Raw genomic sequence first — 23887 nt, forward strand, 5'->3', positions numbered from 1 at the left:
GCCGTTCAGCTCTCGCCTACCCGACAGCTTGACACCTGCAACGGGTGCCAGGACCACACGGTTTTGCCGTACGCTTAATCCACGCCGTCGTCTCAGCGTAAACCAGCGTCCACCGCAACCCGCCCAACGTCCGTGACGACGGCCGACGCCCTTCTGAGTATGACGGGATGGCCAAACATATGCACCTGATTGCCCTTCCGGTAAACAGAAATATTTTTTATTTTGGGGCTTGACACTATTTCCGCAAATCAGAACTGATTTGCCCGTCGGGTTGATTTGTCACATGCGGGACGCAAGATTGCGCTTGCGTGGGGGCGACCGCAGTTGGCGTTTAGCGATACCTGCTTCGAGCAATCAAGGTGGGAGTTTCGCGACAAGGAAGCGTGATCCACGACGCTCGGCAAAGCTCGTTCAAGGGGCTGAAGGAGGGGTAAGCGTCGGTCTACCGAATGCGCTTCGACTGCTCCAGCAGGGTCGCATAGCATTCACAAGATAGACGCTCCAAAACATGGCGATCGAGAATCTGTATTTCTCCGCGAGAGTAATGAATTGCGCCGCTATCCTGGATCTTTTTCGCGACTTCGGTTACCGAAGTGCGCCGCACGCCCAGCATTTCCGCCAAGTATTGCTGTGTCAGATTGATGGTATTGCTTCCAGCCGTATCAGCCGTTTGCAGGAGCCACCGGCAAAAGCGGGCCTCGATGAGGTGAACGGCGTTGCAAGCTGCGTTAATTCGAGCCTGGGACAGCAGGATTTCGTTGTAGCCCACGCAGAGGTTTCGAAGGGGGATGCTATCTCCCGTCGCCTTCCGAAATCGGCTTGCCGGGATTCTTGTAACCTCGGCTTGAAGCTGCACAACCACCCTGACATGCGAAATGTGCACGCCAAGCCCAGCCATCGCGCCAACAACGCCTTCGCGTCCAACGGTGGCGGTTTCGATGGCCCTGCCGTCCTTCAACACAGCCAGCAGTGACAGCATACCCCGGTGTGGGAAGTAGACGTTTTCGGTCTCTTCGCCGGCCTCGGTCAGAACGGCACCCTGCGCCAATTGCTCAACGGCCATGTAAGGCGAAAGCAAGCTGAACTGGGCGTGAGGCAAAGACGCGAGGAGATTGTTGGCTTGTTCCGCCGAAGCGTTGCGTTCTGGCACTGCGGTCCCCGCCCGGTCGGTCGGGCCGCATCTCCGCGGGAAGGGGTGCGCTCCGAGAGCACGCACCAAAGCGGGAATAGCTTATATGGAACTTATAGGTGGGCCTGTCGCTCCGGTTTCCGTCACAACCGCGCCAAAGCCGGTGCAGACCAAGTCGGGCTTCCGATGGAAAAGCCCCTCACATAAGCCAAAATCTGCGGACCGATTACGTTCCCGGGAAAAACTAATATTTTCTGCTGGCATTTCTTTGTCCGGTATCGGACACTCAACCATCACAGCGCGGTTCGTGGCCTATATCTGTGATGAGAACGCCGGTTGCGCTCCCGCCCCATTCAAAACAGGGAGCAGCGCCATGCAGCAGCAGCGACGCCGTTTCGAGCAAACACTCTCCCTAGAAGAACGTCTCGCGCAAGAGGCGAAGCGCCTCCGCAAGGAAGCCGCACTGCTTCCGCCCGGCAAGGTGCGCGACGAAACCATTCGCAGGGCACGTCAGGCGGAGACAGGCGCTCACATGAGCGACTGGCTGCGGTCTCCAGGTCTCCGTGCGCCGACGTGAAAGACTACCGCGCCTTCACCATCGGTCAGGACGGGCACATATCCGGTGCCGAAGGCTTCAACGCCGCTGATGATGAAGAGGCTCTCCAGAAGGCGAGGCGGCTCGTCGACGGCCATGATGTAGAGGTCTGGCAGTTGGAGAGGAAAGTCGGACTGATCAAGGCGGCAGAATAACTAGCGGCTATTTTACTGGCGGTCGCTCTCGGCCTTGTTGGCCTCTCTGAGCTTGTCCCTGATGTACTCGGCAACGTCGCCAATCTCGGCCTCCATATCGGCATCCGAGATGCCTTGGGCTTTCGCATTCTCGATGCAGCGCGCAGCCAGTTCGCTGACGTTCTGCGCCGCTCCGGGGGTCCGGAATTGCTCTACCGCATGAACGCTGTGTTCTCAATCCAGAAATCTATGAACTCTCGTGCCTTGTTCACGGCCCACCCTGCAAAATACGATCCCTGCCGGGTCGCGTGCTAATGTCGGAGACCGGACAGATCAAGCCAAGCCGGAATCTTTGGAGGTTTCAAACGTCAATCTCGTGCAACATTAGTGAGATACGGCGGTTAGACTTGATGTCTCATCCGAACGAGCGCGTAGAACTCGCAATGCAAATTCTGGAATTGCGACGCAAGTTGCGACAGGCGGCTTCGGACGACGATACCATCAAGGAAATTCAGGCAGAGTTGAAGCTGGTCGAGCGGAAGCTGCAGGAGATAGACGAGTAGGAACGGGTAACGGCGGACAACGCCTTCTACCTTCGAGCTACGGCGGACAGGTCGCTCTTTGAGCCACGGCGGACGAGTTGGCCGCCGACGAAGACCCGCGTATTCGTTGATACTGCAGGCGCGTCGATCAGGGCGGGATGGGGGGCGCGGTTAGTGGTTACGGGATCACACCCTGAAGACCAGGCTACGGGAAGTTTAGTTATTGCGGCCCGGATGGACGGCGGATAGGCTGATTGACGAGGGTCGAGAGTGAGGGCGTTCGCCTATACGGCTACTTGCCGGGAAACCATTTGAGCGCTTCGGCTTCGACTGTTTCGATCCATCGGCCTTTGCAGTCGCCGTAAGCGTGGGAATCATCAGGATGCCGTGCCTGGCATCGGATCTTCTCGCGATCGTATTTACGCGCGACCTCAGGGTGCCCTCGTAGATACTCCCGGAATGCAAGGTGCCGCGTGATCTCCGGCGAACCCCGGGCATAACAATGAAGCTGCACGAGCCTGCGCCCTGTATCAGGATCGGATTTCGTATAGTAGCGCCGGCCGGGAAGGCCAAACTCTCCCCACCATTCATAACCAGCGTCTCGATGTGCGGCTTGCGCTCGTCCAGCTCCGCCAGGCTCGTCACAACCGGCATGAGGTCGAGGATGGGCTTAGCATGAATGTCGGGGATGGCGGTTGAGCCGATATGATGAACGTTCAGCAGGCATGCCCCCATCCTGGCTGCAAGCGCCTGACCTTCATCTTCAGCTTTGCTGGCCCACTTGGGATCGTGAGATTTCAACTCGACCTTGAACGGAGGAGGCATCGATACTCCTTTTCGAAAGCCCTTTTCCCGGCTTCAAAATGCAATCCGCCCAGGTGACCTCTGGAGGGCAGAATTTTCCGTCCCATGTCGGTGAGCAATATCATATCAGCGCCTAGCGTGTAGGGCGAATTGGAGCCGAAGGCGTAATCCGCTATTTCGGCTACGTCGCGAACGAGGGTTTGTGCAATCCGGCGCCACATGTCGAATTGTGTAGCTCGCGCACCTGTGTGGCGATTGAGCGATGATCCGGTGCGATTGGCTCAAATGGCGGATTACGCCTTCGGCTCCAATCCGCCCTACGGGCTACGGGCTTCGCGTTAAAAAAAGCGAGGCCGGTTGTCGGGAGCCGCGTTGGTCGTTCGTCCTACGGATGCAAATCTTGACGGCGTCATGCAATCAACCGGAGCTTCCCGATGATCCCCACCATCACGGCCTTTGAGAATTCGCCCGATCGCGGCGAGGGACAGGCACGTGACATGCGCGTTCGCTGGGCGCTCGAAGAAGTGGGCCAACCTTACGACGTTCGTCTGGTGTCGTTCCGCGCGATGAAGGAACCCGCGCATTGTGCGCTTCATCCGTTCGGGCAGATTCCGACTTATGAAGAAGGCGATCTTGCCCTGTTCGAGACGGGGGCGATCGTGTTCCATATCGCGCAGCGCCATGCTGGACTGCTGCCGGAGAATGCGAATGCCCGGGCGCGCGCGATCACATGGATGTTCGCCGCGCTGAACACGATGGAGCCGCCAATCGTTGATCTGGAAATTGCTTTTCTCCTGGAGCGCGACAAAGCCTGGTACGAGCAGCGCCTGCCGATGGTCGAGGCTCCCGTCCGCGATCGGCTGGGCCAGCTTTCCCGGCGCCTTGGCAATGCCGACTGGCTCGATGGCGCGTTCAGCGCCGGTGACCTGATGATGGTCACCGTGCTGCGCCGGTTGGATGGATCGGATATGCTGGACGAATATCCAAACCTCTCCGCCTATGTAGCCCGCGGCGAAGCGCGGCCGGCGTTCAGGCGCGCCTTCGATGCTCAATTGGCGGTTTTTACGGCATCGAAAGGTTGAGCCGTATCCCGTAGGATGGGTGGAGCGCAGCGATACCCATCGATTTTTGTCATTGAAGGAAGGTGATGGGTTTCGCTGCGCTCTACCCATCCTACAGGCTATCCGCTACGCCGGCACCCGCCCGCCGAAAAACGGCATCAAGGCCTGGCTCAGCGTGTGCGGTCGCTTCGACGTGAAAACCATCTCGGCGCCGGCGGTGTCGGATTCTTGCCCGGGTCCACCAAGCAGATCGGAGACGCGCCGCGCGATGGCGGGGGCGGGGTCGATCCAGTCGACCGGCCATGGCGCCAACTTCACCAGACGATCCAGCAACAGCGGATAGTGGGTGCAGGCCAGCACGACGGTGTCGGTGCGGGCGTTGCCGCGATCGACGAAGCAGGGCGCGAGTTCGGCCGAGATGTCCTTGTCGCTGACGTAAAAGCCGTTGAGCGCGCGTTCGGCCATCGAGGCCAGTTCACCCGAGCCGACCAGCGTCACCTCGCAGCCCTGCGCGAAATCGTCGATCAGTTTTCGCGTGTATTCGCGCTTCACCGTGCCCTTGGTGCCGAGCACCGACACGCGTTTTGTTCTGGAACTGGCGCAGGCCGGCTTGATCGCGGGCACGGTGCCGACGAACGGCACGGAATAGGCGCCGCGCAGATGCGACATAACCAGCGTGGAGGCGGTATTGCAGGCGATCACCACCAGATCGGGGGCGTGGGCCGCGATCAGTTCGCCGACCAGCGGCACCACGCGGGCGATGATCTGCTCTTCGGTATGGTGGCCATAGGGGAAGAACGCGTCGTCGGCGACATAGACGTAGTGGGCGTCGGGCCGCGCGCCCACGATCTCGCGCAGGACCGTGAGACCGCCAAGGCCGGAATCGAAGACGAGAATCGTTGGAGGACCTGCCACGCTGCGACTTTAGCCGATCCGCGGTTAGCGTTGGGTTGACGTGAGGGCCGCGGCAGCCCGTCCATCGGGCCATCGCCAGCTGAGGGCAATTTGGAGTGATTCAAATCGCTTTGGCAAGGGCGGAGAGCCCTCAGAGCGCGCCGTCTCAGCTGCCGCCAGAACCGCTGCAGACTGATCCTTTTTCCCCCCGAACGCCGTGGCGCGTCGTCAACCCGCCGGCATCGACTTCTCGATCAGCCGCACCCAGTACGATGCGCCGTGGCCGAGGATATTGTCGTTGAACGTGTAGCCGGGGTGGTGGCATTCATTGCCGTCGCCCATGCCGAGAAAGATGAAAGCGCCGGGGCGCGCTTCCAGCATGAATGCGAAATCTTCCGAACCCATCAGTGGCAACGCGCGCTCGTTGACGCGGTCGGCGCCGACGACATCGCGGGCCACTTCTGCGGCGATGCCGGCCTCTCGCGCGTGATTGACCGTCACCGGATACGAACGTGTGTATTTGACCTCGGCAGATCCGCCGTAAGCCCGCGCCACGCTGTCGGCAACCTCGCTGATGCGGCGCTCGACGAGATCGCGGATTGCAGGATCGAGCGTGCGCACCGTTCCACCGAGCCTGGCGGTCTCCGGGATGATGTTGAAGGCGGTGCCGGCCTGGAACATGGTGATCGAGATCACGGCCGATTTGAGCGGATCGACGTTGCGCGATACGATCGACTGCAACGCGTTGACGATCTGCGAGCCGACCAACACGCTGTCGACCGCGTTGTGCGGACCGGAGCCCGCATGGCCGCCCTTGCCGTGCACCGTAATCTCGATCTTATCCGCTGAAGCGAGCATTGCGCCCGGCGTGGTGTGGAAGTGCCCTTCGGGCAAGCCCGGCATGTTGTGCAGGCCATAGACCTCCTGAATGCCCCAGCGGGTCATCAATCCATCGTCGACCATCGCCTTGCCGCCGGCGCCGCCTTCTTCGGCCGGCTGGAAGATGACCACAGCCGTACCGTCGAAATTGCGCGTCTCGGCGAGATATTTGGCCGCGCCAAGCAGCATCGCGGTGTGCCCGTCATGGCCGCAGGCGTGCATCTTGCCGGGAATCTTGGAGGCGTAGGGTACACCCGAAGTCTCCTCGATCGGCAGCGCATCCATGTCGGCGCGCAGGCCGATGGTCTTGCCGGACGTGCTCTTGCGGCCGCGGATCACGCCGACGACGCCGGTGCGGCCGATGCCCGTCACCACCTCGTCGCAGCCGAATTCGCGCAAGCGGTCGGCTACGATGCCGGCGGTACGGTGGACTTCGTAGAGCAATTCCGGATTCTCGTGGAAGTCATGGCGCCAGGCGGCCATTTCATCTGACAAAGCGGCGATGCGGTTGACGATGGGCATGGGAGATCCGTTTCTTGCGTTGTTCGTTTGCGGCTGTAATTCTACGCTGCCCCAAACACGCGCCTGAAGATCGTGTCGACGTGCTTGAAGTGATAGCCGAGGTCGAAGCGTTCTTCGATTTCGGCGTCGCTCAGGTGCTTCTTCACGTCGGGGTCTTTCTTCAGCAGCGTCAGGAAATCCCCTTCGCCGCGCCATACCGGCATGGCGTTGCGCTGCACGTATTTGTAGGCGTCCTCGCGGCTGGCGCCCTTTTGCGTCAGCGCCATCAAAATCCGCTGCGAATGCACGAGGCCGCCGAGGCGGTCGAGATTCTTCTGCATGTTCTCGGGGTAGACCAGCAGTTTTTCGACCAGGCCGGCGAGGCGCATCAGCGCGAAGTCGAGCGTCACGGTGGCGTCCGGCCCGATCATGCGTTCGGCGGACGAGTGCGAGATGTCGCGCTCGTGCCAGAGCACGATGTTCTCCATCGCCGGCATCGCATAGGCGCGCACCATGCGCGACAGACCGGTGAGGTTTTCCGACAGCACCGGGTTGCGCTTGTGCGGCATCGCCGAAGAACCCTTCTGGCCCTCGGAGAAGAACTCTTCGGCTTCCAGTACTTCGGTGCGCTGCAGGTGTCGGATTTCAGTGGCGAGACGCTCGACCGAGGAGGCGATGACCCCAAGCGTTGCAAAATACATCGCGTGGCGGTCGCGCGGGATCACTTGCGTCGAGATCGGCTCCGGCGTCAGTCCCATCGCTTTCGCGACGTGTTCTTCGACGCGCGGATCGATCTGCGCAAACGTGCCGACTGCGCCCGAGATCGCGCAGGTCGAGACTTCCTTGCGGGCGGCGACCAGGCGCTCGCGGGCGCGGGAAAATTCCGCATAGGCGTAAGCGAGCTTGAGGCCGAACGTCACGGGCTCGGCATGGATGCCGTGGGAGCGGCCGATGGTCGGCGTCATCTTGTGTTCGAAAGCGCGCTTCTTCAGCGCTGCCAGCACCTTGTCGATGTCGGCGAGCAGCAGGTCGGCGGCGCGGGTGAGCTGGACGTTGAAGCAGGTGTCGAGCACGTCGGAGGAGGTCATGCCCTGATGAATGAAGCGCGCCTCGGGGCCGACGATCTCGGCCAGATGGGTCGTGAAGGCGAGGACGTCGTGCTTGGTCTCGCGTTCGATCTCGTCGATGCGAGCGATGTCGAAGGTGACGTTACGCGCCTTGTCCCAGACGGTTTTGGCGGCTTCCTTGGGGATGACGCCGAGTTCCGCCTGCGCGTCGGCCGCATGCGCCTCGATCTCGAACCAGATCTTGAAGCGGGTCTGCGGCTCCCAGATGGAGGCCATTTCCGGGCGGGTGTAGCGGGGGATCATCGACGACTCCGGCGAATTGTTTTTTACGCCGTGCTTTAGCAGGGCCGCCCAAATGAGACAAACAAAGCCAGACAAACGCCCGGGAAAAACGGCTGGGATAACCGCCGGGCAAGCTTGGGGCGAGTGCCCGGCGGATGCGGGCGGGCGGAAGGGCCCCAATCACAGAAAACTGAATGACAGATATTGAAATCTGTCAGCGAGACATGCTATATCCTTCTTCGACGCCACGGATAGGGGCGTCATCCGGGTTCGCTGGCACTGAGCCTGGGTACTTGAGAGGACTTGAGCCATGACAATCGAAATCATTAATCTGACGACACAAATCTCCCGCTGGCTGAACGCCCAGGTGGCCCGCCATCTGGAAGCCCAGGCCACCCGTTTGGGACCGTTGAAGAGCTGAACCTTGCAAGGCTCCAGGGGTTACCAAGGCTCCAGGGGTTACAAAGGGATCAAATGACCACCCATTCCATCATTCCGCAGGTGCGCGCATGAACGAAGTCGTGGTTTTGACCCCTGAGCGAATTCTCGAGGTGACCGAGGACGTATTGCGCCGCTACGGGCTGGCCAAGGCCACGGTGGTCGACGTTGCCCGTGCGCTGGATGTCAGCCACGGCAGCGTCTACCGCCATTTCCCCAGCAAGGCGTCGCTACGCCAGGCGGTTGCCAAACGCTGGCTCGACCGCGCCAACGCGCCGCTGCAGAAGATCGCGGAATCCTCCGGACCGGCGCCTGCCAGGCTCGAGAAGTGGCTGCGCACGATGTTCGAGATCAAATACAAGAAGGTTTCGGAAGATCCCGAGATGTTCCAGACCTATTTGACGCTGGCACGCGAGGCCTGCGAGGCGGTGCATGCGCACCGGGAGCGCCTGATCGGCCAGGTCACGGATATCATGTCCGAAGGCGTTAAGCAGGGCGTCTTCCAGATCGCCGACGTCAAGGTGACGGCGCGTGCGCTGTTCGACGCCACCACGCGCTACCATCATCCCGCGCATGCCGACGAATGGCGCGATCCGGAGACGCCGGCCCGCATCGACGCGCTGCTGGCTCTGCTGCTCAAGGGCCTGGAAGCGCCAAAGAAGCGCTGATCCCGCGCGCATCCTTACCTTGTTCCGCCTTCCGCATCATTGCGGGGCGCAAGCCTCCCGTAGTTTGATATCTTTCAAACCATGTGCCTGACGACGGCGCGGAGGAAGATGTGCGTCTTGCGATCTTTGCGGATATCCATGCCAACCGGCAGGCGTTCAGCGCCTGTCTTGCGGCGGCGCGCGCGCGGGGCGCCGAGCGGATCATCTGCCTCGGCGACATCGTCGGCTATGGCGCCGACCCCGAATGGGCGGTCGAGACCGTGATGGACCTCGTCCATGGCGGCGCTATCGCCGTGCGCGGCAATCACGACAACGCGATCGGCACGCCGTCCGAGACCATGAATGCCGCGGCTCAGGCCGCGATCGAGTGGACGCGCGGGCGGCTGAGCGCACCGCAGCGGCGGTTCCTCGCCGAATTGCCGCTGACGCAGCAGGAAGACGATCGCCTCTACGTGCATTCCGAAGCCAGTCATCCTGCGCGATGGCGCTACGTCGAGGGCACCTCGGAAGCCGCCCGAAGTATCGAGGCCACCGAGGCTCACGTTACCTTCTGCGGGCACATCCACCAGCCCGCGCTCTATTCGATGTCCTCGGCGGCGAAGATGACGAGCTTCGTCCCGACCTCTGATGTCCCGGTGCAACTGCTGGGGGGCCGGCGCTGGCTGGCCGTAATCGGCTCGGTCGGGCAGCCGCGCGACGGCAATCCGGCGGCGGCGTTTGCGATGCTCGATACCGCGACGCGCGAGATCACCTATTGCCGGGTGCCCTACGACGTCGAGACTGCGGCGGACCGGATCCGCGCCAACGGCTTGCCGCGCTGGCTGGCCGATCGCCTGCTTGAGGGGCGGTGAGCAATGGCGAAGCCTTCGATCGAGCCGGGCGCCGAACTCGACGGTATCACCATCGACCGGACGCTCGACGAAGAGGGCAACAACAAGCACATCGCCCGGCTGGTCGCGCTGCGGCACTGGGCCTCGCCATTAAAACTCGACGAGAGCCGGCTCACCGTGCATGTGCTGGAAGCGATCGATCCGGCATCCGCGATTCTGGAATTTACCGCAGTCAATCAGGTCGACCATATCGTCATCGGCGCGCGGCAGAATTCGATGATGCGGACGTTTCTGGGCAGCGTCTCGGCCAAGGTGGCGACCGAGGCGGCAGAGCAGGAAGAAAAAAGCGGCGGCAAGCCGAAGGCGATCGAGGCTTAAGGGTTCATCTGAAGCGCTGGACGTGATCGATCAGCGCGCGCAGTTTCGGGGCCGTGTTGCGGCGACTTGGGTAATACAAATAGAAGCCGGCGAAGCGCGGGCAATATTCTTCCAGGATAGACACGAGTTCGCCGCGCTCGATCGAGGGGCGAAAGCTCGCTTCCATGCCAAAGGTGATGCCATAGCCGGTGACGGCGAGCTTGATCATCAGCGCCATGTCGTTGGTCGTGATCTCGGGCGCGACGGCGACGCTGAACTCCTTGCCGTGCTCGGCGAATTCCCAGCGATAGGGTGCGACCCTGGGCGCGGGGCGCCAGCCGATGCAGCGATGACCTGCAAGCTCGCTTGGATGTGACGGCACTCCGAACCGGTCGCGGTAGGCCGGGGCGCAAACCGCAAGCTGGCGCTCGTCGCCCGCGACGGACACCGCGATCATGTCCTGCTCGATCACTTCGCCGAGTCTGACGCCGGCGTCATATCCCTCGGCGACGACATCGAATTCCTCGTCGGTCACGGTGATGTCGATCTGGATTTCCGGATTGGCCTCGGCAAACGTCGCCAGGAACGGGCCTGCGAGAAAGCGCTCCGCGATCGATGAGACGGCCAGCCGCAGCTGCCCGCGCGGCAGCCCGCGCAGGTTCCCGGTGGTCTCGATGGCCGCGCGCATCTCTGCAATCGCGGGCGCCGTCTCGGCAAAGAGGCGTTCGCCGGCCTCGGTCAGGCTGACGCTGCGCGTCGTGCGCTGCACCAGTGCAATGCCAAGCGTCTCTTCCAGCCGCCGGATGGTCTGGCTGACCGCCGAGCGCGTGACCCCCAGGTGGTCGGCCGCCGCGCGAAAACTCCGCTCCTCGGCCACGAGGGCGAAGACGGCCAGCGCATTGAGGTCCGGTTCCATTGATTAGATTTTCTTTCCATATTGGGAAGAAATGGTCGTCTTCCGTCGACAATGGGCCAGATCTATCTTCCTGGCAACCGCTCAAGGACGGCTCGCAAATCAGCCAGGAAAGAGACCAGATATGTCGCTGAACAAAGTCATCCTCGTTACGGGCGCTTCCAGCGGCATCGGCGCCGCCATCGCCCGGGAGGTCGGCGCCGCCGGCGCCAAGGTCATGCTCGGTGCGCGCCGCTTCGACCGGCTGGACGCGCTCGCGGAGGAAATCAGGGCCAGCGGCGGAGAGGCGATGCCGCGCCGCGTCGACGTCACCGACCGCGCCGATGTCGCGGCGTTTGCGGAAGGCGCGCGGCAGGCCTGGGGCCGCGTCGACGTCATCGTCAACAATGCCGGCGTCATGCCGCTTTCGTTGATGGCCTCGATGAAGGTCGATGAGTGGGACCGCATGGTCGACGTCAACATCAAGGGCGTGCTGCACGGCATTGCCGCGGTGCTGCCGGAGATGACCGCCCGGGGCTCCGGCCATGTCGTCAACGTCGCTTCGATCGGCGCGCTTTCGGTTGTCCCAACCGCTGCGGTCTATTGCGCGACCAAATATGCGGTGCGCGCGATCTCGGATGGATTGCGGCAGGAACACGACAACATTCGCATCACCTGCATCCATCCCGGTGTGGTCGAGAGCGAGCTTGCCGACACAATCACCGATCAGATAGCGGCGGAAGCGATGAAGACCTACCGCGCCATTGCGCTGCAACCCGATGCGATCGCTCGCGCCGTCCGCTTCGCCATCGAACAGCCCGACGACGTCGACGTGAACGAGATCGTCATCCGGCCGACAGCCTGCAAATAAGGAGGCAGAAATGGGTTTTCGTTTTCACCGTTCGTACAGAGCAATCGCTGTAGCGGTTATGCTCGGTGGGATTCCGGCGGCGGCCAACTCGCAGACAACAGAAGAGCGCCTGCAACGCGGGGACGCTGTCGTGCGAAGCCTCAACAACGGGCAGCCGCAGCCCACCCTGGAGCGCATGCGGCGGGAGTTTCCATTCCTGGCCGAAGCCACCCAGGGCTATGCGCTGGGCGATGTCTGGTCCCGACCGGGCCTCGACAACCGTACGCGCCAGCTTGCCGCCGTCGCCGCATTTGCGGCAATCGGAGAGGTGGTCTTCATGAAGGTCCATGCCGGCTATGCGCTCAATGTCGGCGTCTCCGAGGATGAGTTGAAGGAAGTCATCTACATGGTGACAGTTCCGGCTGGCTTCCCTCGGGCAATTTCGGCGTCGCAAGCGCTGTCCGAGCTGTTCGCCGCGCGTCGTGCAACGCCAGGCAGGCAACCCTGAGGAGGCCAGCCCATGAAGCATCCATTGATATTTGCGGCTGTCACGCTTCTCGCGGGCGCGGCTGCCTTGCCCGTAAAGAAAGGTCTCGCTCAGATGAACTCCGATCGGAAATCTGCCGCCCAGCCGGCACAAAACCATTCCTACGCCGGCATGTGGGTCACGGCCGACGGCACCATCCGCCACAACCTGCTCCCGAACGGCCGCTACGACGAAGCGCGCGGCAATCGCGAGAGCGCCTACCAGGGACGCTATGAGATCCGCGGCAATCACATCGACTATTGGGATGACACCGGTTTCACCGCCGATGGCGACTTCATCGACGGCGTGCTGTATCACGGCGGCATGATCTTGCGTCGGAAGGAATAGCCGCGCCCGACGCACAAGCAGCCTTGCGTCAGGCGGCGCGAACCTGATCGATCGGGCGCTTCGCGTCACGTGGCGGCTTGGTGTCGCGATCCTGCCAGACGTCGAAGAACTGGATGATTTCGCGGCAGGGTTCGCAACGGAACATGTTGCGCGACGACGCCGACTTCGACATCTCATTCAGACAGTTCGGGCAAAGCGGATTCATAGCGGTCTCGAAATTCTGATGCTGTAATATTCGGCGGCAGCGACAGTTCCCACGCACGGCGCAATAAAATGCGAACAGGCCGGCTTCAATTTGGGGAACGGTGTTTAGCGGCGATCCTGTAACCGCGTCCGGCTTTCCAATTCGTAAAGATCGGACCGGGAACCGCTATCGAGCCGGTTCATCGTCGGCCGGCGCCACTCGTATCGGCTGAAGAAGAATTCGAGATCAGGACGAACACACCGCGCGAGGCGCTTGCGCCTCATCGATCGCCTCGCGACCGCGCTTTCCATCAACTCACTTGCGGGCGCGAGCGCGAGCGTATGCTCTCTTCCTGGTTCCTGGTTCCGCCGCCAGCAGGCAAACGGTGACGGCTGCATTGAACGCAAGCCACAGCGCCACACCAGTCCAGACCCATGTCATCGTCATCGTGCCGCACTCCCAAAAATCCGGGAAGCGCGTTGTGCTCGATTTGCCGTTCTCCGTGAAGACCGGACTTCTACGGTAGGTCGCACGAAGTCTATGCATGCGGCGGCGCAACATGAATTGTTGCAGATGCGGTGCTTACCTGCGTGGCGGCATCATTCGCGGGCCTCGGATTGTCGACGTCAGTCTACGCGCCTGATTCACTCGAGTGTCTGCACAGGCGGCGGTGTCGTTGCCACAGGCGCTGGTGCCGTTGCCGCAGGCGCCGATGTCGTTGCCGCAGGTGGCGATGGCCTGCTTGGCGTCGCAGGACTTACATCGTTCCTGGTCGTCGCGACACGCGCGTCTTTTTCGACGCGAGCGGCGGCCGGTCTGGTTCCAGCGCTACCGACAGCTTCCGCTCTCGCGCCACGCACGCGCTCTTTCGAGGCCTGCCGGCGCTGTCGCGGCGGGCCTGACCTTTCAATTCCCCAGGACCGCGCGATCGCAGGTCCCGCCGAATAGCCGATGAAGGCGCCGGCGACCGCGCCGATCGGTCCCAGCACCACCGCGCCCGATACCGCACCCAGTGCGGCGTCACTGGCCCGGTGCTGCGCAAAGGCTACGGACGGCGCAAGCATCAGGATGATGGCAGCTGCGGTGAGGGCTTTGGTCATGGCGTGGTTCCGTCGAATATCAGGGTTCGACGGTGTTACGGCTTTATGGCCAGACCATGAAGCTTCGTGGCCAGACGATGAAGCTTAAAGGTCAAGACGATGACACCTCGGGTTCCATCAGCCGCGAGCGGAACCCTGACAGAAACTCGCTAGTCGCGCTGCGTAGTCCCGGCGCGCGCGCGTTCGAGAATATCCCGCACCGCCGCGGGATTTCGAATGCAACGAAACCCGTAGCGGCCGGTGTAGTCGGTATCGGGCGACCGGGTCGAAATACCTGATGCGAAATTCAGGTGGCCTGCGCCGCGGCCAATGTCGAGGATTTCGAACGTCGCGTCCATGTCCTCGAACGAAGTGCCCCTGACGGTCGGTTTGCCCCAGGCCGTGCGCAAAATCAGCGCGCGGCGATTGGTGATCACGCATAGCGTCTGCCAATCGTACAGCAGCATCACCAGGGGTGCTGCGATCATCATGGCGCCGAACAGCAGAAGAAACATCGCTGCCTGATCGATCCAGCCTCTGGAGATCGCAATCGCGGTGAGAGCCAGCCACGGAAATCCGATCCACCACAGAAACCGCCACATCAGCATGTTGGCGACAGCGTCGGGCTGTTCCTGCCAGAGCACGCGCTCGCCGTGCTGCAGCGCCTGGGCAAGCAGCCGCCGCAGCTTCGCGGAAAACAGCGTCGATCGAATTTCATCCAAGCTCATGCCCGTTGGTCGCTTGCGCTGCAAGAATGGTTCGGATCGCAGCGTTGGATGGCGCGGATGTTGGGGATGGCGTAATATGCCGCGTGGGGCTTCTGCTACCGGTGAAGGAGGATTTCCATGTATGCCGCCATTCGTCAGGGCAAGGCTAAGACCGGCATGGCCGAAGAACTGGCACGCAGGATCAAGGAAGGTGCGATTCCGATCATCAGCGATGTCGAAGGTTTCATGGCCTACTACGTGGTGTATGCGCCCGACGACACCGTGACCGCGATCAGCATCTTCAACAATTACGCAGGCGCCGAGGAGTCGAACCGGCGCGGGATCGCCTGGATCGAGCAGAACCTGACGCCGTTGCTCACGGGACCGGCGACGGCGGTTGCCGGCCCGGTGATTGTTCATACGCTGGCTTGAGGATTGGCCGCTTTCAAGGACGAGAACGCTCCAGGGCGTGTTCAAAAACCGCGCCTTCATCGGGCTTGCATCAACCCGGCCGCGTCCGGTCGCCGTTTCAGCGCGATCGGCTGGAATATTGCTTTGCCATTTGGCATGATCCGGCATTCGTTCAATCTCAAGTGGTCCAATGAAAATTCCGACTGAGGCTATCAAGAAAGAGCTTGCGCCGGGGGAACGTGTGCTGTGGAGCGGATTACCCGTGCGGGGCCTGCGCTTTGAAAGCGCGGACCTGTCAAAGTCGGGGTTCGGGCTGATCTTTTTCAGCTTTTCCGTCTTCTGGGTTCATGGAGCCTGGAGCCAATCGTCCGCCTCCAGTTCGGCGCAGAATACGCTCTTCCCCTTATTCGGTGTCCCGTTCGTGCTGGTCGGATTTTATTTGCTCGTCGGACATTTCTTCTGGAGCGCGCTTTGCCGGAAACATACCGAATACGCGGTCACGAACCAGCGCGTGATCGTGCGTTCGGGCATCTTCAGCACGACGACCAAATCGATTGAGTATCGCAAGATCCCGACGCTCACCTTGACGGAAAAATCCGACGCGAGCGGGACGATCCAGTTTGGTGAAACCAAAGCCGATCATTCCGGGGACGGGGTGAGCTACACGGCGACCAAAATGGAGGCCGTGCCCGATGTGCGAGTGGTGTACGACATCATCCGCAAGGCGTCGTCGACGCCGGCCTGACAAATTTACACGGCTTCGCCGCGCGCCATCGCCGCCGCATTGCGGATCGCTGATATGTTGGTCTTGTAGGCCTCCACGGTGCCGCCCTTGAACACCGCGGAGCCCGCCACCAGCGCGTTGGCGCCGGCGGCGGCGAGTTCGCCCGCGACGTCGGGGCCGACGCCGCCGTCTACCTCGATATCGATCGGACGGCCTGCGGTCATCGCCCTGATGTCGCGCACCTTGCCGAGCGCCGAGCGGATGAAGGCCTGGCCGCCGAAGCCGGGATTGACCGACATTACAAGCACGAGGTCGATCAGGTCGATGACGTATTCGATCGCGCTGACCGGCGTGCCCGGATTGAGCGAAACGCCGGCCTTCTTGCCGAGCGCGCGGATCGCCTGCAGCGAGCGATGCAGATGCGGACCGGCCTCGGCGTGGACGGTGATCTGATCGCAGCCGGCCTTGGCGAAGGCTTCGAGATAGGGATCGCACGGCGCGATCATCAAATGCGCATCGAAGATCTTCCTGGTATGCGGGCGCATCGCCTTGATGACGTCGGGGCCGTAGGAAATGTTCGGCACGAAGTGCCCGTCCATCACGTCGAGATGGATCCAGTCGGCGCCGGCGGTGTCCACCGCGCGGACTTCCTCGCCCAGCTTGGAGAAATCCGACGCGAGGATCGACGGGGCGATGACGAGCGGACGCGACGCAAATTGCTGGGACATGTGCGCTCCCGGTGCACAAGGGACGGATTGGCTCCGCGTATCATGCAGGACGGCCGGGAGCAATGCGGCTGCAAACGACTCCAGTCGGGCGGTAAAATCTGCCGCGGCGGGCAGCTATTGCCGGTCATGTTCCCGCCCTGGCGGGGCGGTGGAGCGCGAGAAGCCGCAATTTTATTGGGTTTCTTGCTGTGGCACGGCGCTTGCTGAGAAACCGGCATGGACGTAGGGCCGCTCTGAGCGGCGTTGTTGGGGTTCTGTCATGTTGCTTGCTCTTGGTGCCGCGTCATCGGCGATCGATGCCCTGCAGGCGCTGACGTCCTCGAAGTCATCGTCCGCAAAAGCCACCGGAACGAGCAAGGCTAGCCTGTTCGACTCTTTCGCGAATACCTCGGCCTCGACCGGCTCGAACAGCAGCGCCCGAGGTAACGGCGGTTCGCAGATCTCGCCGGCAACCATGAGCGCGCTGCTGGCTGCGCAAAGCCAGTCCTCGACAGGATCGACGTCAGAAGCGTCCACGAGCCGCTCGGATGCGCTCAAGAGCCTGTTCTCGCAGATCGACGGCAACGGCGACGGCAAGATCACCAAATCGGAATTCAACGATGCGCTTGGCGCGGGCGGCACCAATCTGGATAATGCCGGCAGCGTCTTCGGCAAGCTCGACAAGGACGGCGACGGCTCGGTCAGCCTCGGCGAACTGGCATCGGCGCTGAAGGGCGGCAAGGGCCGCCACCACCATCACGAAGCCAGCGGTTCCGGCGAGAACGGATCGAATTCCGATCCCCTGATGCAGGCGCTGCAGGGCGCCTCCAGCACGTCCGTCACCAACAGCGACGGTTCGGTGACGACATCGCTGACCTATGCGGACGGTTCCAAGGTCACGATGACGTCGGCCGCATCGGCGAGCGCTTCGAGCGCCGCAACATCGTCGTATAATATCATCGAGAAGATGATCCAGCGTCAGGCCCAGGCGATTTCAGCCTCGGCCACGGCATCGCTGTCGCTGAGCGCCTGATCTTTTTTGTTTGACGCGTTTTCTTCACGCGAACGGGCTCCACTTCGCTTGAAAACGCTCTAAGAGACCCGGCGACGCTTCGGTAGTCGCGACCTAGCCGAAGCGATCCCCCCACGCCGGTAGCGCGCCCAGAAAGGGCAGCGCGGTCGCCTGATGGACGCCGCGCGCAATCGCGCGGGCAACCACATTGGCCGCCACCATCCCGAGTTCGGTGAGGCCATGCCGCGGATCGACCGGCTTCTTGCCGGTCGCCGCCGCAAACACCACGTCGCCGTCGGTTGGCGCATGCACGGGATAGATCGCGCGTGCCATGCCGGTCTGCGCGATCATCGCGAGGCGCTTGGCCTGCGCCTTCGTCAGCACCGCATCGGTGACGACGACGACCAGCGTGGTGTTTTCGCCGGAGATCGGTTCCGGGGCACCCTTGAGCCGCGCCTTCAGCATGTCTTTCGTGAATGACGGCGGCAGTCCGCGTCCGCCATACTCGTCGCCGATTTCGAACGGCGCCGCCCAGAACCACGGCCCGTCGCCGACCGTCACGCTGCCGACGGCGTTGACCACCGCAAGCGCCGCCACCATGACGCCATCTTCGGTTTGCGCGGAGGCCGAACCAAGGCCGCCCTTGAAATTGGCGGTGGTGGCGCCAAGGCCGGCGCCGACGCTGCCGAGCGCGAAATCGGTGCCCGCCGCGCAGGCGGCGGCATAGCCGAGATCGCGATAGGGCGGGAAACGTCCCCAGGCCTTGTTGCCGCCGTTGAGAAGATCGAAGCAGATCGCACCGGGCACGATCGGAATAACCGCTTCACGGATCCGCAGGCCGCGCCCCTGTTCGGCGAGCCAGGCCTGTACGCCGCCCGCGGCATCCAGCCCAAGCGCCGAACCGCCGGAGAGCGTAATCGCGTCGACGGCCTCGACCGTGGCTTCAGGCTTGAGCAGGGCTTCATCGCGGGTGCCGGGGCCGCCGCCGCGGACATCGATCGACGCGGTCGCGGGGGTATCGAAAATGATCGCGGTCACGCCGGATGCGACGGAAGCGTCTTCGGCGTGGCCGACGCGGACGCCGGAGATGTCGGTGAGAAGGTTTTTCAAGATGCCGGTCCGTTCAAGTCCGCCCCGATTGCGGCCATCGATATCTTTTCATCCTCGCCGATATATCGGCCGTCAACAAGGCTTCAACTGCCAAGCGCCAATCTGAACATCCTGGCGAGTTCGGACTTGCGGTACGGCTTGGCGAGCAGCAGCACGCCGGAATCGAGGCGGCCGTGGTGAACGATGGCGTTCTCGGTATACCCTGAGGTGTACAGCGTCTTCAGCGACGGGCGCCGTTTCAGCGCTTCGTCGACCAGCTGGCGGCCATTCATCATGCCGGGCATGATGACGTCGGTGAAGAGCAAATGCAGGGTCGGGGCGGTATCGATGATCTGCAGGGCCTCGCTGGCATTGGCCGCCTCGAGCGTGGTGTAGCCGAGGCTTTCGATCTGCGTCATCACGTAACGGCGCACCAGCGAATCGTCTTCGACGACGAGAACGGTCTCGGTGCCGCCCTCGACATTGGCTGATATCGCGGCTTCGGCGGCGGTCTGGTTCAATCCCGTGGCGCGCGGCAGGTACATCTTGACAGACGTGCCGTGGCCTTCCTCGCTGTAGATCTTGATATGGCCACCCGACTGCTTGACGAAACCGAACACCATGCTGAGCCCGAGGCCAGTGCCCTTGCCGACCTCCTTGGTGGTGAAGAAGGGATCGAACACCCGCTCGATCAGCGCTGCGGGGATTCCGGTGCCGGTATCGCTCACCGCGACCATCACATAATGGCCGGGCACGACGTCGCTGTGCATACCGGCGTAGTTCTCGTCGAGATAGATGTTGCCGGTCTCGAGCGCGAGCTTGCCGCCATTGGGCATGGCGTCGCGCGCGTTGAGGGCAAGGTTGAGCACCGCCGTCGAGAGCTGGTTCGGATCGACCAGGGCCGTCCATGCATCCTCGGCCAGCAGCGGCGTGATCTCGACGTTCTCGCCGAGCGTCGGATGCAGCAGTTTGGCGGCCTCCAGCACCAGCCCATTGACGTCGACTTCGACGGGCTGCAGCGGCTGCTTGCGGGCAAAGGCAAGCAGATGCTTGGTCAGGTTGGCGCCGCGTTCGGCGGCTTCGTCGATCAATTTGGTAATGGCGACGAGTTCGGGCTTGTCGGCAACCGATTCCTCCAGGATTCCGATGGTCCCGGTGATCACGGTCAGGATGTTGTTGAAGTCGTGCGCGACGCCGCCGGTCAGCTGGCCGATCGCGTCCATCTTCTGGATGTGCCGCAACTGGGCTTCCGCCGCCTGCTTCTCGGTGAGGTCGCGGCCGATGAAGAAATGCCGTCTCACCGGCTCCGACCAGGTGCCGGTCCAGTTCAATGTGACGGACTGTCCGTCCTTGTGGACGTAACGGGTCTCGAAGTTTCGCATTTCATTTCCGCGGCGCGCGGCACGCATCTCTGCGCGCGTGCTCTCGAGATCGTCGGGATGAATGAATAGCAGGGCGCTCTGGCCGGCCATTTCCGAAGGGTCATAACCAAGGATGACTTTGGCGCTCGGACTGACCTGGATGAGATTCCCTTTGCTATCGGATACCAGGATGAGGTCATGCGAGGTCTCGAAGATGCGCTGCCGCTCTTCGATCTCCTGATTGAGCGCCTTCTCTGTTCGCTTGTTTTCGGTGATGTCGCGCGCGATCATGGAGGCGCCGACAATTTCGCCCGAGGCCGACCGGATCGGCGAGATGCTCAGCAGGACATCCACGTTGCGGCCGTCCTTGTGCAAGCGCACCGTTTCGTAGTCTTCCATCCTCTCGCCGCGGCCGACCTGTTCGAGGATGTTGCCAACCTCGGCGCGGCGATCCGGTGGAACAATGATGTCGATGCGCCTGCCGACGGCTTCGATTGAAGTGAAGCCGAACAAGCGTTCGGCAGCGCGATTCCAGGCGGTGATGATGCCGTCGAGCGATTTGGTGATGATGGCGTCGTTGGAGGATTCCACGACCGCGCTGAAAAGGCGTTCGCGCTCGGTGTGGAGGCTGCGCTCGGAAGCGGCCTGGCGACGCAGCTTTTCGAGCAGCCGCGCCAACTGGCCTTGCAGGGACATATTGTCGATCAACAGCACTGCGAGGACGAAACTGGCCGCACAAAGTCCGTAGAGCCGGCCGGCATAAAAGCCCAGATCGAACCTGGCCGCGTTGAGAATTCCGGACAGTGCGATGTCGTACATCCAGGCACACATCACGACCATCAGCCAGACGTCGAGCACGGAATGCGGTCGCCGGTGCCACAGGATCAGCAGCGCCGCGAAGCTGAGAAGCACTTCCGCCGACAGGGTACCGATCAGCGTGTAGGTGAAATGTCCGCCACGGATCATGACAGGCAGCAGGTCATGTCTGGCGGTGACGAACCAGGCAGCAAAGGATATCGCCGCCGCGACCGCGATGATGCTGCCCAGGATCGCCCGTACCTCGGATCCCGGGATTTTCGGGCCGCCATCCTTGTCCTTCAGGAACGCATAGCCGAGCACGAGAGCCGGAAATACGATGTGCCAGATCTGGTAAAGCCAGGCGGTTGTCTGCGGGCCGGCATTGAGCAGCCCGGTCGGAGCAAACACACCTGGAAAGCTCAGGCCGTGGACGATCGCAGCGGCCGCGGTGAACAAATATCCGCTTGCGAGCAGCAGCAGCGCCCGCGAGCGCAGAATCGTGAACTGCGAAAACAGCAGAATGGCGGTGATGAGATCGTTGATCGCAAGCGCGGATTGATAACTAGGAATGAAAGCCGGCACCGGGGTCAGTGGCACCCTGGCATAAACCGCAGCGATGACGAACAGAATCGACGAGACCGCGACGACGGCGAGTGCCCGCGCGCGATCACGGCTGCTCGCCGGCAGGGTCGATAGAAAGATGTTGCGTTCGTCAGCCGTCAGCATCGTTGTCCCTGGCAAACTGGCATCGAACGCGCCATCGGACCAGCACCAAATGCGCGAACATTAACCTATCCACTGAAGTGGCGTATCTAGCCGATAGGCGGATATCGATCGGGAGGACTAACAGACTAAAAACAGCAGGCGACGCGGAGCTGCTCAGGGGCCGAAATGGGCACGCCAGGTCTACAATGAGGTCGGGCCGGATGGAATCAACCCAAGGCTACATACTACCCATTCAATTCATGGCCGGAAAGACAGGTCCCGGGTAACCGGCCCTTTACCCAAACGCTGAATATTCTACCCGGCACTGCGTCTTCGTCGGGCACTTTTATCATAGGCTATCTGCGCGGCCGTTCGGGAATTTTTTTCATGCCCCGTGTTCTTGTGATCGACGACCAGTCCGACGTGCGCACGATGATCTCGATCGTGCTGCGGATCAACCAATTCGAAATCGTCGAGGCCGCCACCGCCGAAGCGGGATTGAAGGCATTCGAAGCTGAGGATTTCGACCTCGCGATCGTCGATATCTTCCTGCAAGGTTCGAACGGCTCCGATGTGATCGCGACGATGCGCGAGCGGGTGCCCGACCTGCCTGTCGTCGCGATATCCGGCATGACGGCGCTCGACTTCCTGTCGAAATCACCTGAACTGGCTGGCGTGGTCTGCCTGCAAAAGCCGTTTCGTCCGACCGACCTGATCCGCGCGATCGAAGCGGCCCGGGAAGCGATGCGGCCATCGGCGGGCGCCGTTGCCGGGGCGGCGACGCGGTAATCCGCCCGTCAGCCGTTACGGCCGGGCCGACTGTCCAACGCGCCGGCTGCCGGCTTCACCCGCCACGGTTTCCCGAGGTGGAGCCGGATCGGGCGCGGTCTGGCGCGTCAGCGGAACCAGGAGCCGGCAAACGAGACCTTCGGGGCGCCAATCGAATTCGGCCTTTCCGCCGAGCTGCGACTCGATGCTTGCGATAACGCTCCGTGTGCCAAATCCCCTTGATATCGGTTTTTCGACCACAGGCCCGCCGGTCTCCATCCAGACGAGGTCGAGAAGCCCCGACTCGAGTTCCCACTTCACCGATAGCCGGCCCGTCAACGCCGACAGCGCGCCATATTTGGCCGAATTGGTGACGAGCTCGTGCAGCGCCAAGGCCACTGTCTGTGCGGTCGCCGGTTGCAGCTGCACCTCGGCGCCGCGCAATGCGATCTGATCGCCCATCGAATATGGCGCCAGCTCTTCGTCGATCAGCTTGCCTATTTCGGCGCCTTGCCAGCTCGACAGTGAAAGCACGGTGTGAACCCGTGCGAGCGCGGTGATGCGCCCTTCGACCGAGCGGATGTAGCTCTTGACGTTTTCGCCGCGCGTCAGCCGAACGATCGACTGCGCCAGCGCCAGCGCGTTCTTGGCGCGGTGGTCGACTTCGCGGGCGAGCAGGGTCTGGCGCTCTTCGGCCTGCTTGCGTTCGGTGATGTCGACCGTCACGCCGCTGACGCGGATGACGCGGCCGTCCTTGTCGGTGCTCGCTGCGGCTGTTCCCGCGCACCAGCGCACTTCGCCATCGGGGCGGATGATGCGAAATTCCGCTTCGTAGGATTTCGCGCCTCGGGCGAAACTCGCCCACGCATCGTGCAGTTCCAGGACGTCGTCCGGATGGATCAGGGCCTGAATATTGGCCGGTGTCAGCTCAATGCTGCCGGGATCTACGCCGAGAATTTGATATTGGCCCTCGTCCCACATCCAGTCGCCATTGACCCAGTCCCAGTCCCACGACCCCATCTTTCCCGCGGCGATCGCCAGGCTCCGGCGCTGCTCGCTTTCCAACAGCCGCGCATGGGATTCTTCCAGTTCGGCGGTGCGGGCCCGAACCCGGTCCTCGAGCTCGACGTTGAGCCGCTCCAGCTGACGGGTCTTGCGATAGAGTTCGGCGAACACCTTGATTTTGGCGCGCAACACTTCAGGCACCACCGGCACCGGAACGTAGTCGACCGCGCCCATCTCGTAGCCGCGCAGCCGGTCCAGATCGCTGACCTGGATCGCGGAGATGAAGATCATCGCGGTCTTCTGGAAACGGGGATGCTCGCGGATCATCGCGGCAAGCTCGAAACCGTCCAGTTCCGGCATGCAAACGTCGACCAGGATGATGGCGACGTCGTTCTTCAGCAGGAACTCGAGCGCCTCGCGCCCCGAGGCCGCCGAGACCAGGTTCTCTCCAAGCTCCTTCAGAATGACCTCATAGGCGAGCAGCTTTGCCGGCTGATCGTCCACCAGAAGTATGTTTACTTTCTCTTGGTCCATCATCTG

General features: G+C 62.2%; 25 protein-coding genes and 2 pseudogenes. 14 read left to right on the top strand and 13 right to left on the bottom strand.

The features are described 5' to 3' along the window. Window positions 1-442: 442 nt before the first annotated feature. Complete coding sequence (locus tag JQ609_RS17545) at window positions 443-1150, bottom strand: Crp/Fnr family transcriptional regulator (protein ID WP_212204557.1); 708 nt, start codon at window positions 1148-1150, stop codon at window positions 443-445. A gap of 352 nt (window positions 1151-1502) precedes the next feature. Here JQ609_RS17545 and JQ609_RS17550 point away from each other — a divergent pair, with 352 nt between their 5' ends. Then, a complete protein-coding gene (locus JQ609_RS17550) occupies window positions 1503-1706 on the top strand; it encodes a hypothetical protein (protein WP_212204559.1) in 204 nt (67 codons plus the stop codon). Next, window positions 1703-1879, top strand: coding sequence for a hypothetical protein (locus JQ609_RS17555; RefSeq protein ID WP_212274339.1), 177 nt, complete (start codon window positions 1703-1705; stop codon window positions 1877-1879). The genes JQ609_RS17550 and JQ609_RS17555 overlap by 4 nt, the downstream gene beginning before the upstream one ends. A gap of 813 nt (window positions 1880-2692) precedes the next feature. Here JQ609_RS17555 and JQ609_RS35900 read toward each other — a convergent pair. Then, a pseudogene (locus JQ609_RS35900) lies at window positions 2693-3225 on the bottom strand (GrpB family protein). A 413-nt stretch (window positions 3226-3638) separates the two neighbouring features. Between JQ609_RS35900 and JQ609_RS17565 the strand changes: the two are divergent. Then, on the top strand, window positions 3639-4286 hold the full coding sequence (locus tag JQ609_RS17565; RefSeq protein ID WP_212274340.1) for a glutathione S-transferase family protein: 648 nt from the start codon (window positions 3639-3641) through the stop codon (window positions 4284-4286). Window positions 4287-4391: 105 nt separating this feature from the next. On the opposite strand, the gene murI is transcribed toward JQ609_RS17565, so the two are convergent. The 3 genes from murI to purB all read right to left on the bottom strand — a co-directional run bounded on the left by murI (window position 4392) and on the right by purB (window position 7909). After that, entirely contained in the window at window positions 4392-5180 is a 789-nt protein-coding gene (murI, locus tag JQ609_RS17570) for a glutamate racemase (RefSeq protein ID WP_212274341.1), read from the bottom strand. A 207-nt stretch (window positions 5181-5387) separates the two neighbouring features. Further along, on the bottom strand, window positions 5388-6560 hold the full coding sequence (locus JQ609_RS17575; protein ID WP_212204565.1) for a M20 aminoacylase family protein: 1173 nt from the start codon (window positions 6558-6560) through the stop codon (window positions 5388-5390). A gap of 41 nt (window positions 6561-6601) precedes the next feature. Next, window positions 6602-7909 carry an adenylosuccinate lyase gene (gene purB / locus JQ609_RS17580; RefSeq protein ID WP_212274342.1) on the bottom strand — a complete coding sequence of 436 codons (1308 nt, stop codon included), beginning with the start codon at window positions 7907-7909 and terminating at the stop codon, window positions 6602-6604. 488 nt (window positions 7910-8397) lie between these two features. On the opposite strand from purB, the gene JQ609_RS17585 reads away from it, so the two are divergent. The 3 genes and pseudogenes from JQ609_RS17585 to JQ609_RS17595 form a co-directional block, all read left to right on the top strand. Continuing rightward, entirely contained in the window at window positions 8398-8994 is a 597-nt protein-coding gene (locus JQ609_RS17585) for a TetR family transcriptional regulator (RefSeq protein WP_212274343.1), read from the top strand. 110 nt (window positions 8995-9104) lie between these two features. Then, window positions 9105-9845 carry a metallophosphoesterase gene (locus tag JQ609_RS17590; RefSeq protein ID WP_212274344.1) on the top strand — a complete coding sequence of 247 codons (741 nt, stop codon included), beginning with the start codon at window positions 9105-9107 and terminating at the stop codon, window positions 9843-9845. Between the two features lie 33 nt (window positions 9846-9878). Then, window positions 9879-10202: pseudogene (locus JQ609_RS17595) on the top strand (universal stress protein); the annotation flags it as partial. A 4-nt stretch (window positions 10203-10206) separates the two neighbouring features. Here the strand turns inward: JQ609_RS17595 and JQ609_RS17600 are convergent. Beyond that, on the bottom strand, window positions 10207-11097 hold the full coding sequence (locus JQ609_RS17600) for a LysR family transcriptional regulator (RefSeq protein WP_212274345.1): 891 nt from the start codon (window positions 11095-11097) through the stop codon (window positions 10207-10209). A gap of 121 nt (window positions 11098-11218) precedes the next feature. Between JQ609_RS17600 and JQ609_RS17605 the strand changes: the two genes are divergently transcribed. Genes JQ609_RS17605 through JQ609_RS17615 form a run of 3 tightly spaced genes read left to right on the top strand, consistent with a single transcriptional unit; the run spans window position 11219 to window position 12797 of the window. Continuing rightward, window positions 11219-11944, top strand: coding sequence for an SDR family oxidoreductase (locus JQ609_RS17605; protein ID WP_212274346.1), 726 nt, complete (start codon window positions 11219-11221; stop codon window positions 11942-11944). 10 nt (window positions 11945-11954) lie between these two features. Further along, window positions 11955-12431: a carboxymuconolactone decarboxylase family protein gene (locus tag JQ609_RS17610; protein ID WP_212274347.1), complete on the top strand. Its 477-nt coding sequence runs from the start codon at window positions 11955-11957 to the stop codon at window positions 12429-12431. 12 nt (window positions 12432-12443) lie between these two features. Then, on the top strand, window positions 12444-12797 hold the full coding sequence (locus JQ609_RS17615) for an Atu4866 domain-containing protein (protein WP_212204577.1): 354 nt from the start codon (window positions 12444-12446) through the stop codon (window positions 12795-12797). A 28-nt stretch (window positions 12798-12825) separates the two neighbouring features. Here JQ609_RS17615 and JQ609_RS17620 read toward each other — a convergent pair whose 3' ends face one another. The 3 genes from JQ609_RS17620 to JQ609_RS17630 form a co-directional block, all read right to left on the bottom strand. After that, on the bottom strand, window positions 12826-13002 hold the full coding sequence (locus tag JQ609_RS17620) for a hypothetical protein (protein WP_212205046.1): 177 nt from the start codon (window positions 13000-13002) through the stop codon (window positions 12826-12828). Between the two features lie 623 nt (window positions 13003-13625). After that, a complete protein-coding gene (locus tag JQ609_RS17625; protein WP_212204578.1) occupies window positions 13626-14081 on the bottom strand; it encodes a hypothetical protein in 456 nt (151 codons plus the stop codon). Window positions 14082-14230: 149 nt separating this feature from the next. Continuing rightward, the gene (locus JQ609_RS17630; RefSeq protein ID WP_249128124.1) at window positions 14231-14788 is read right to left on the bottom strand and encodes a hypothetical protein; all 558 of its coding nucleotides are present in this window, start codon (window positions 14786-14788) and stop codon (window positions 14231-14233) included. 117 nt (window positions 14789-14905) lie between these two features. On the opposite strand from JQ609_RS17630, the gene JQ609_RS17635 reads away from it, so the two are divergent. The 3 genes from JQ609_RS17635 to JQ609_RS17645 are packed head-to-tail and all read left to right on the top strand — an operon-like array spanning window position 14906 to window position 15923. Then, window positions 14906-15199, top strand: coding sequence for an antibiotic biosynthesis monooxygenase (locus tag JQ609_RS17635; protein WP_192734137.1), 294 nt, complete (start codon window positions 14906-14908; stop codon window positions 15197-15199). A 3-nt stretch (window positions 15200-15202) separates the two neighbouring features. Beyond that, window positions 15203-15385: a hypothetical protein gene (locus JQ609_RS17640; protein WP_212204580.1), complete on the top strand. Its 183-nt coding sequence runs from the start codon at window positions 15203-15205 to the stop codon at window positions 15383-15385. Next, window positions 15369-15923 carry a PH domain-containing protein gene (locus JQ609_RS17645; RefSeq protein WP_212204582.1) on the top strand — a complete coding sequence of 185 codons (555 nt, stop codon included), beginning with the start codon at window positions 15369-15371 and terminating at the stop codon, window positions 15921-15923. The genes JQ609_RS17640 and JQ609_RS17645 overlap by 17 nt, the downstream gene beginning before the upstream one ends. Window positions 15924-15928: 5 nt before the next feature. On the opposite strand, the gene rpe is transcribed toward JQ609_RS17645, so the two are convergent. Further along, window positions 15929-16630, bottom strand: a complete 702-nt coding sequence (gene rpe / locus JQ609_RS17650) for a ribulose-phosphate 3-epimerase (RefSeq protein ID WP_212274348.1) — start codon at window positions 16628-16630, stop codon at window positions 15929-15931. A gap of 259 nt (window positions 16631-16889) precedes the next feature. Between rpe and JQ609_RS17655 the strand changes: the two genes are divergently transcribed. Further along, a complete protein-coding gene (locus JQ609_RS17655) occupies window positions 16890-17642 on the top strand; it encodes an EF-hand domain-containing protein (protein ID WP_212274349.1) in 753 nt (250 codons plus the stop codon). A gap of 93 nt (window positions 17643-17735) precedes the next feature. Here JQ609_RS17655 and JQ609_RS17660 read toward each other — a convergent pair whose 3' ends face one another. Together JQ609_RS17660 and JQ609_RS17665 are read right to left on the bottom strand one after the other, a co-directional pair. Beyond that, window positions 17736-18731, bottom strand: coding sequence for a P1 family peptidase (locus JQ609_RS17660; RefSeq protein ID WP_212204589.1), 996 nt, complete (start codon window positions 18729-18731; stop codon window positions 17736-17738). Between the two features lie 83 nt (window positions 18732-18814). Continuing rightward, window positions 18815-21595 carry a PAS domain S-box protein gene (locus JQ609_RS17665; RefSeq protein ID WP_212274350.1) on the bottom strand — a complete coding sequence of 927 codons (2781 nt, stop codon included), beginning with the start codon at window positions 21593-21595 and terminating at the stop codon, window positions 18815-18817. A gap of 366 nt (window positions 21596-21961) precedes the next feature. On the opposite strand from JQ609_RS17665, the gene JQ609_RS17670 reads away from it, so the two are divergent. Next, window positions 21962-22363, top strand: coding sequence for a response regulator (locus tag JQ609_RS17670; RefSeq protein ID WP_212274351.1), 402 nt, complete (start codon window positions 21962-21964; stop codon window positions 22361-22363). Window positions 22364-22378: 15 nt separating this feature from the next. On the opposite strand, the gene JQ609_RS17675 is transcribed toward JQ609_RS17670, so the two are convergent. Next, on the bottom strand, window positions 22379-23881 hold the full coding sequence (locus tag JQ609_RS17675; protein ID WP_212274432.1) for an HWE histidine kinase domain-containing protein: 1503 nt from the start codon (window positions 23879-23881) through the stop codon (window positions 22379-22381). Window positions 23882-23887: the final 6 nt, after the last annotated feature.

The organism is Bradyrhizobium sp. AUGA SZCCT0169 (genome assembly GCF_018130085.1).
GTDB lineage: Bacteria > Pseudomonadota > Alphaproteobacteria > Rhizobiales > Xanthobacteraceae > Bradyrhizobium.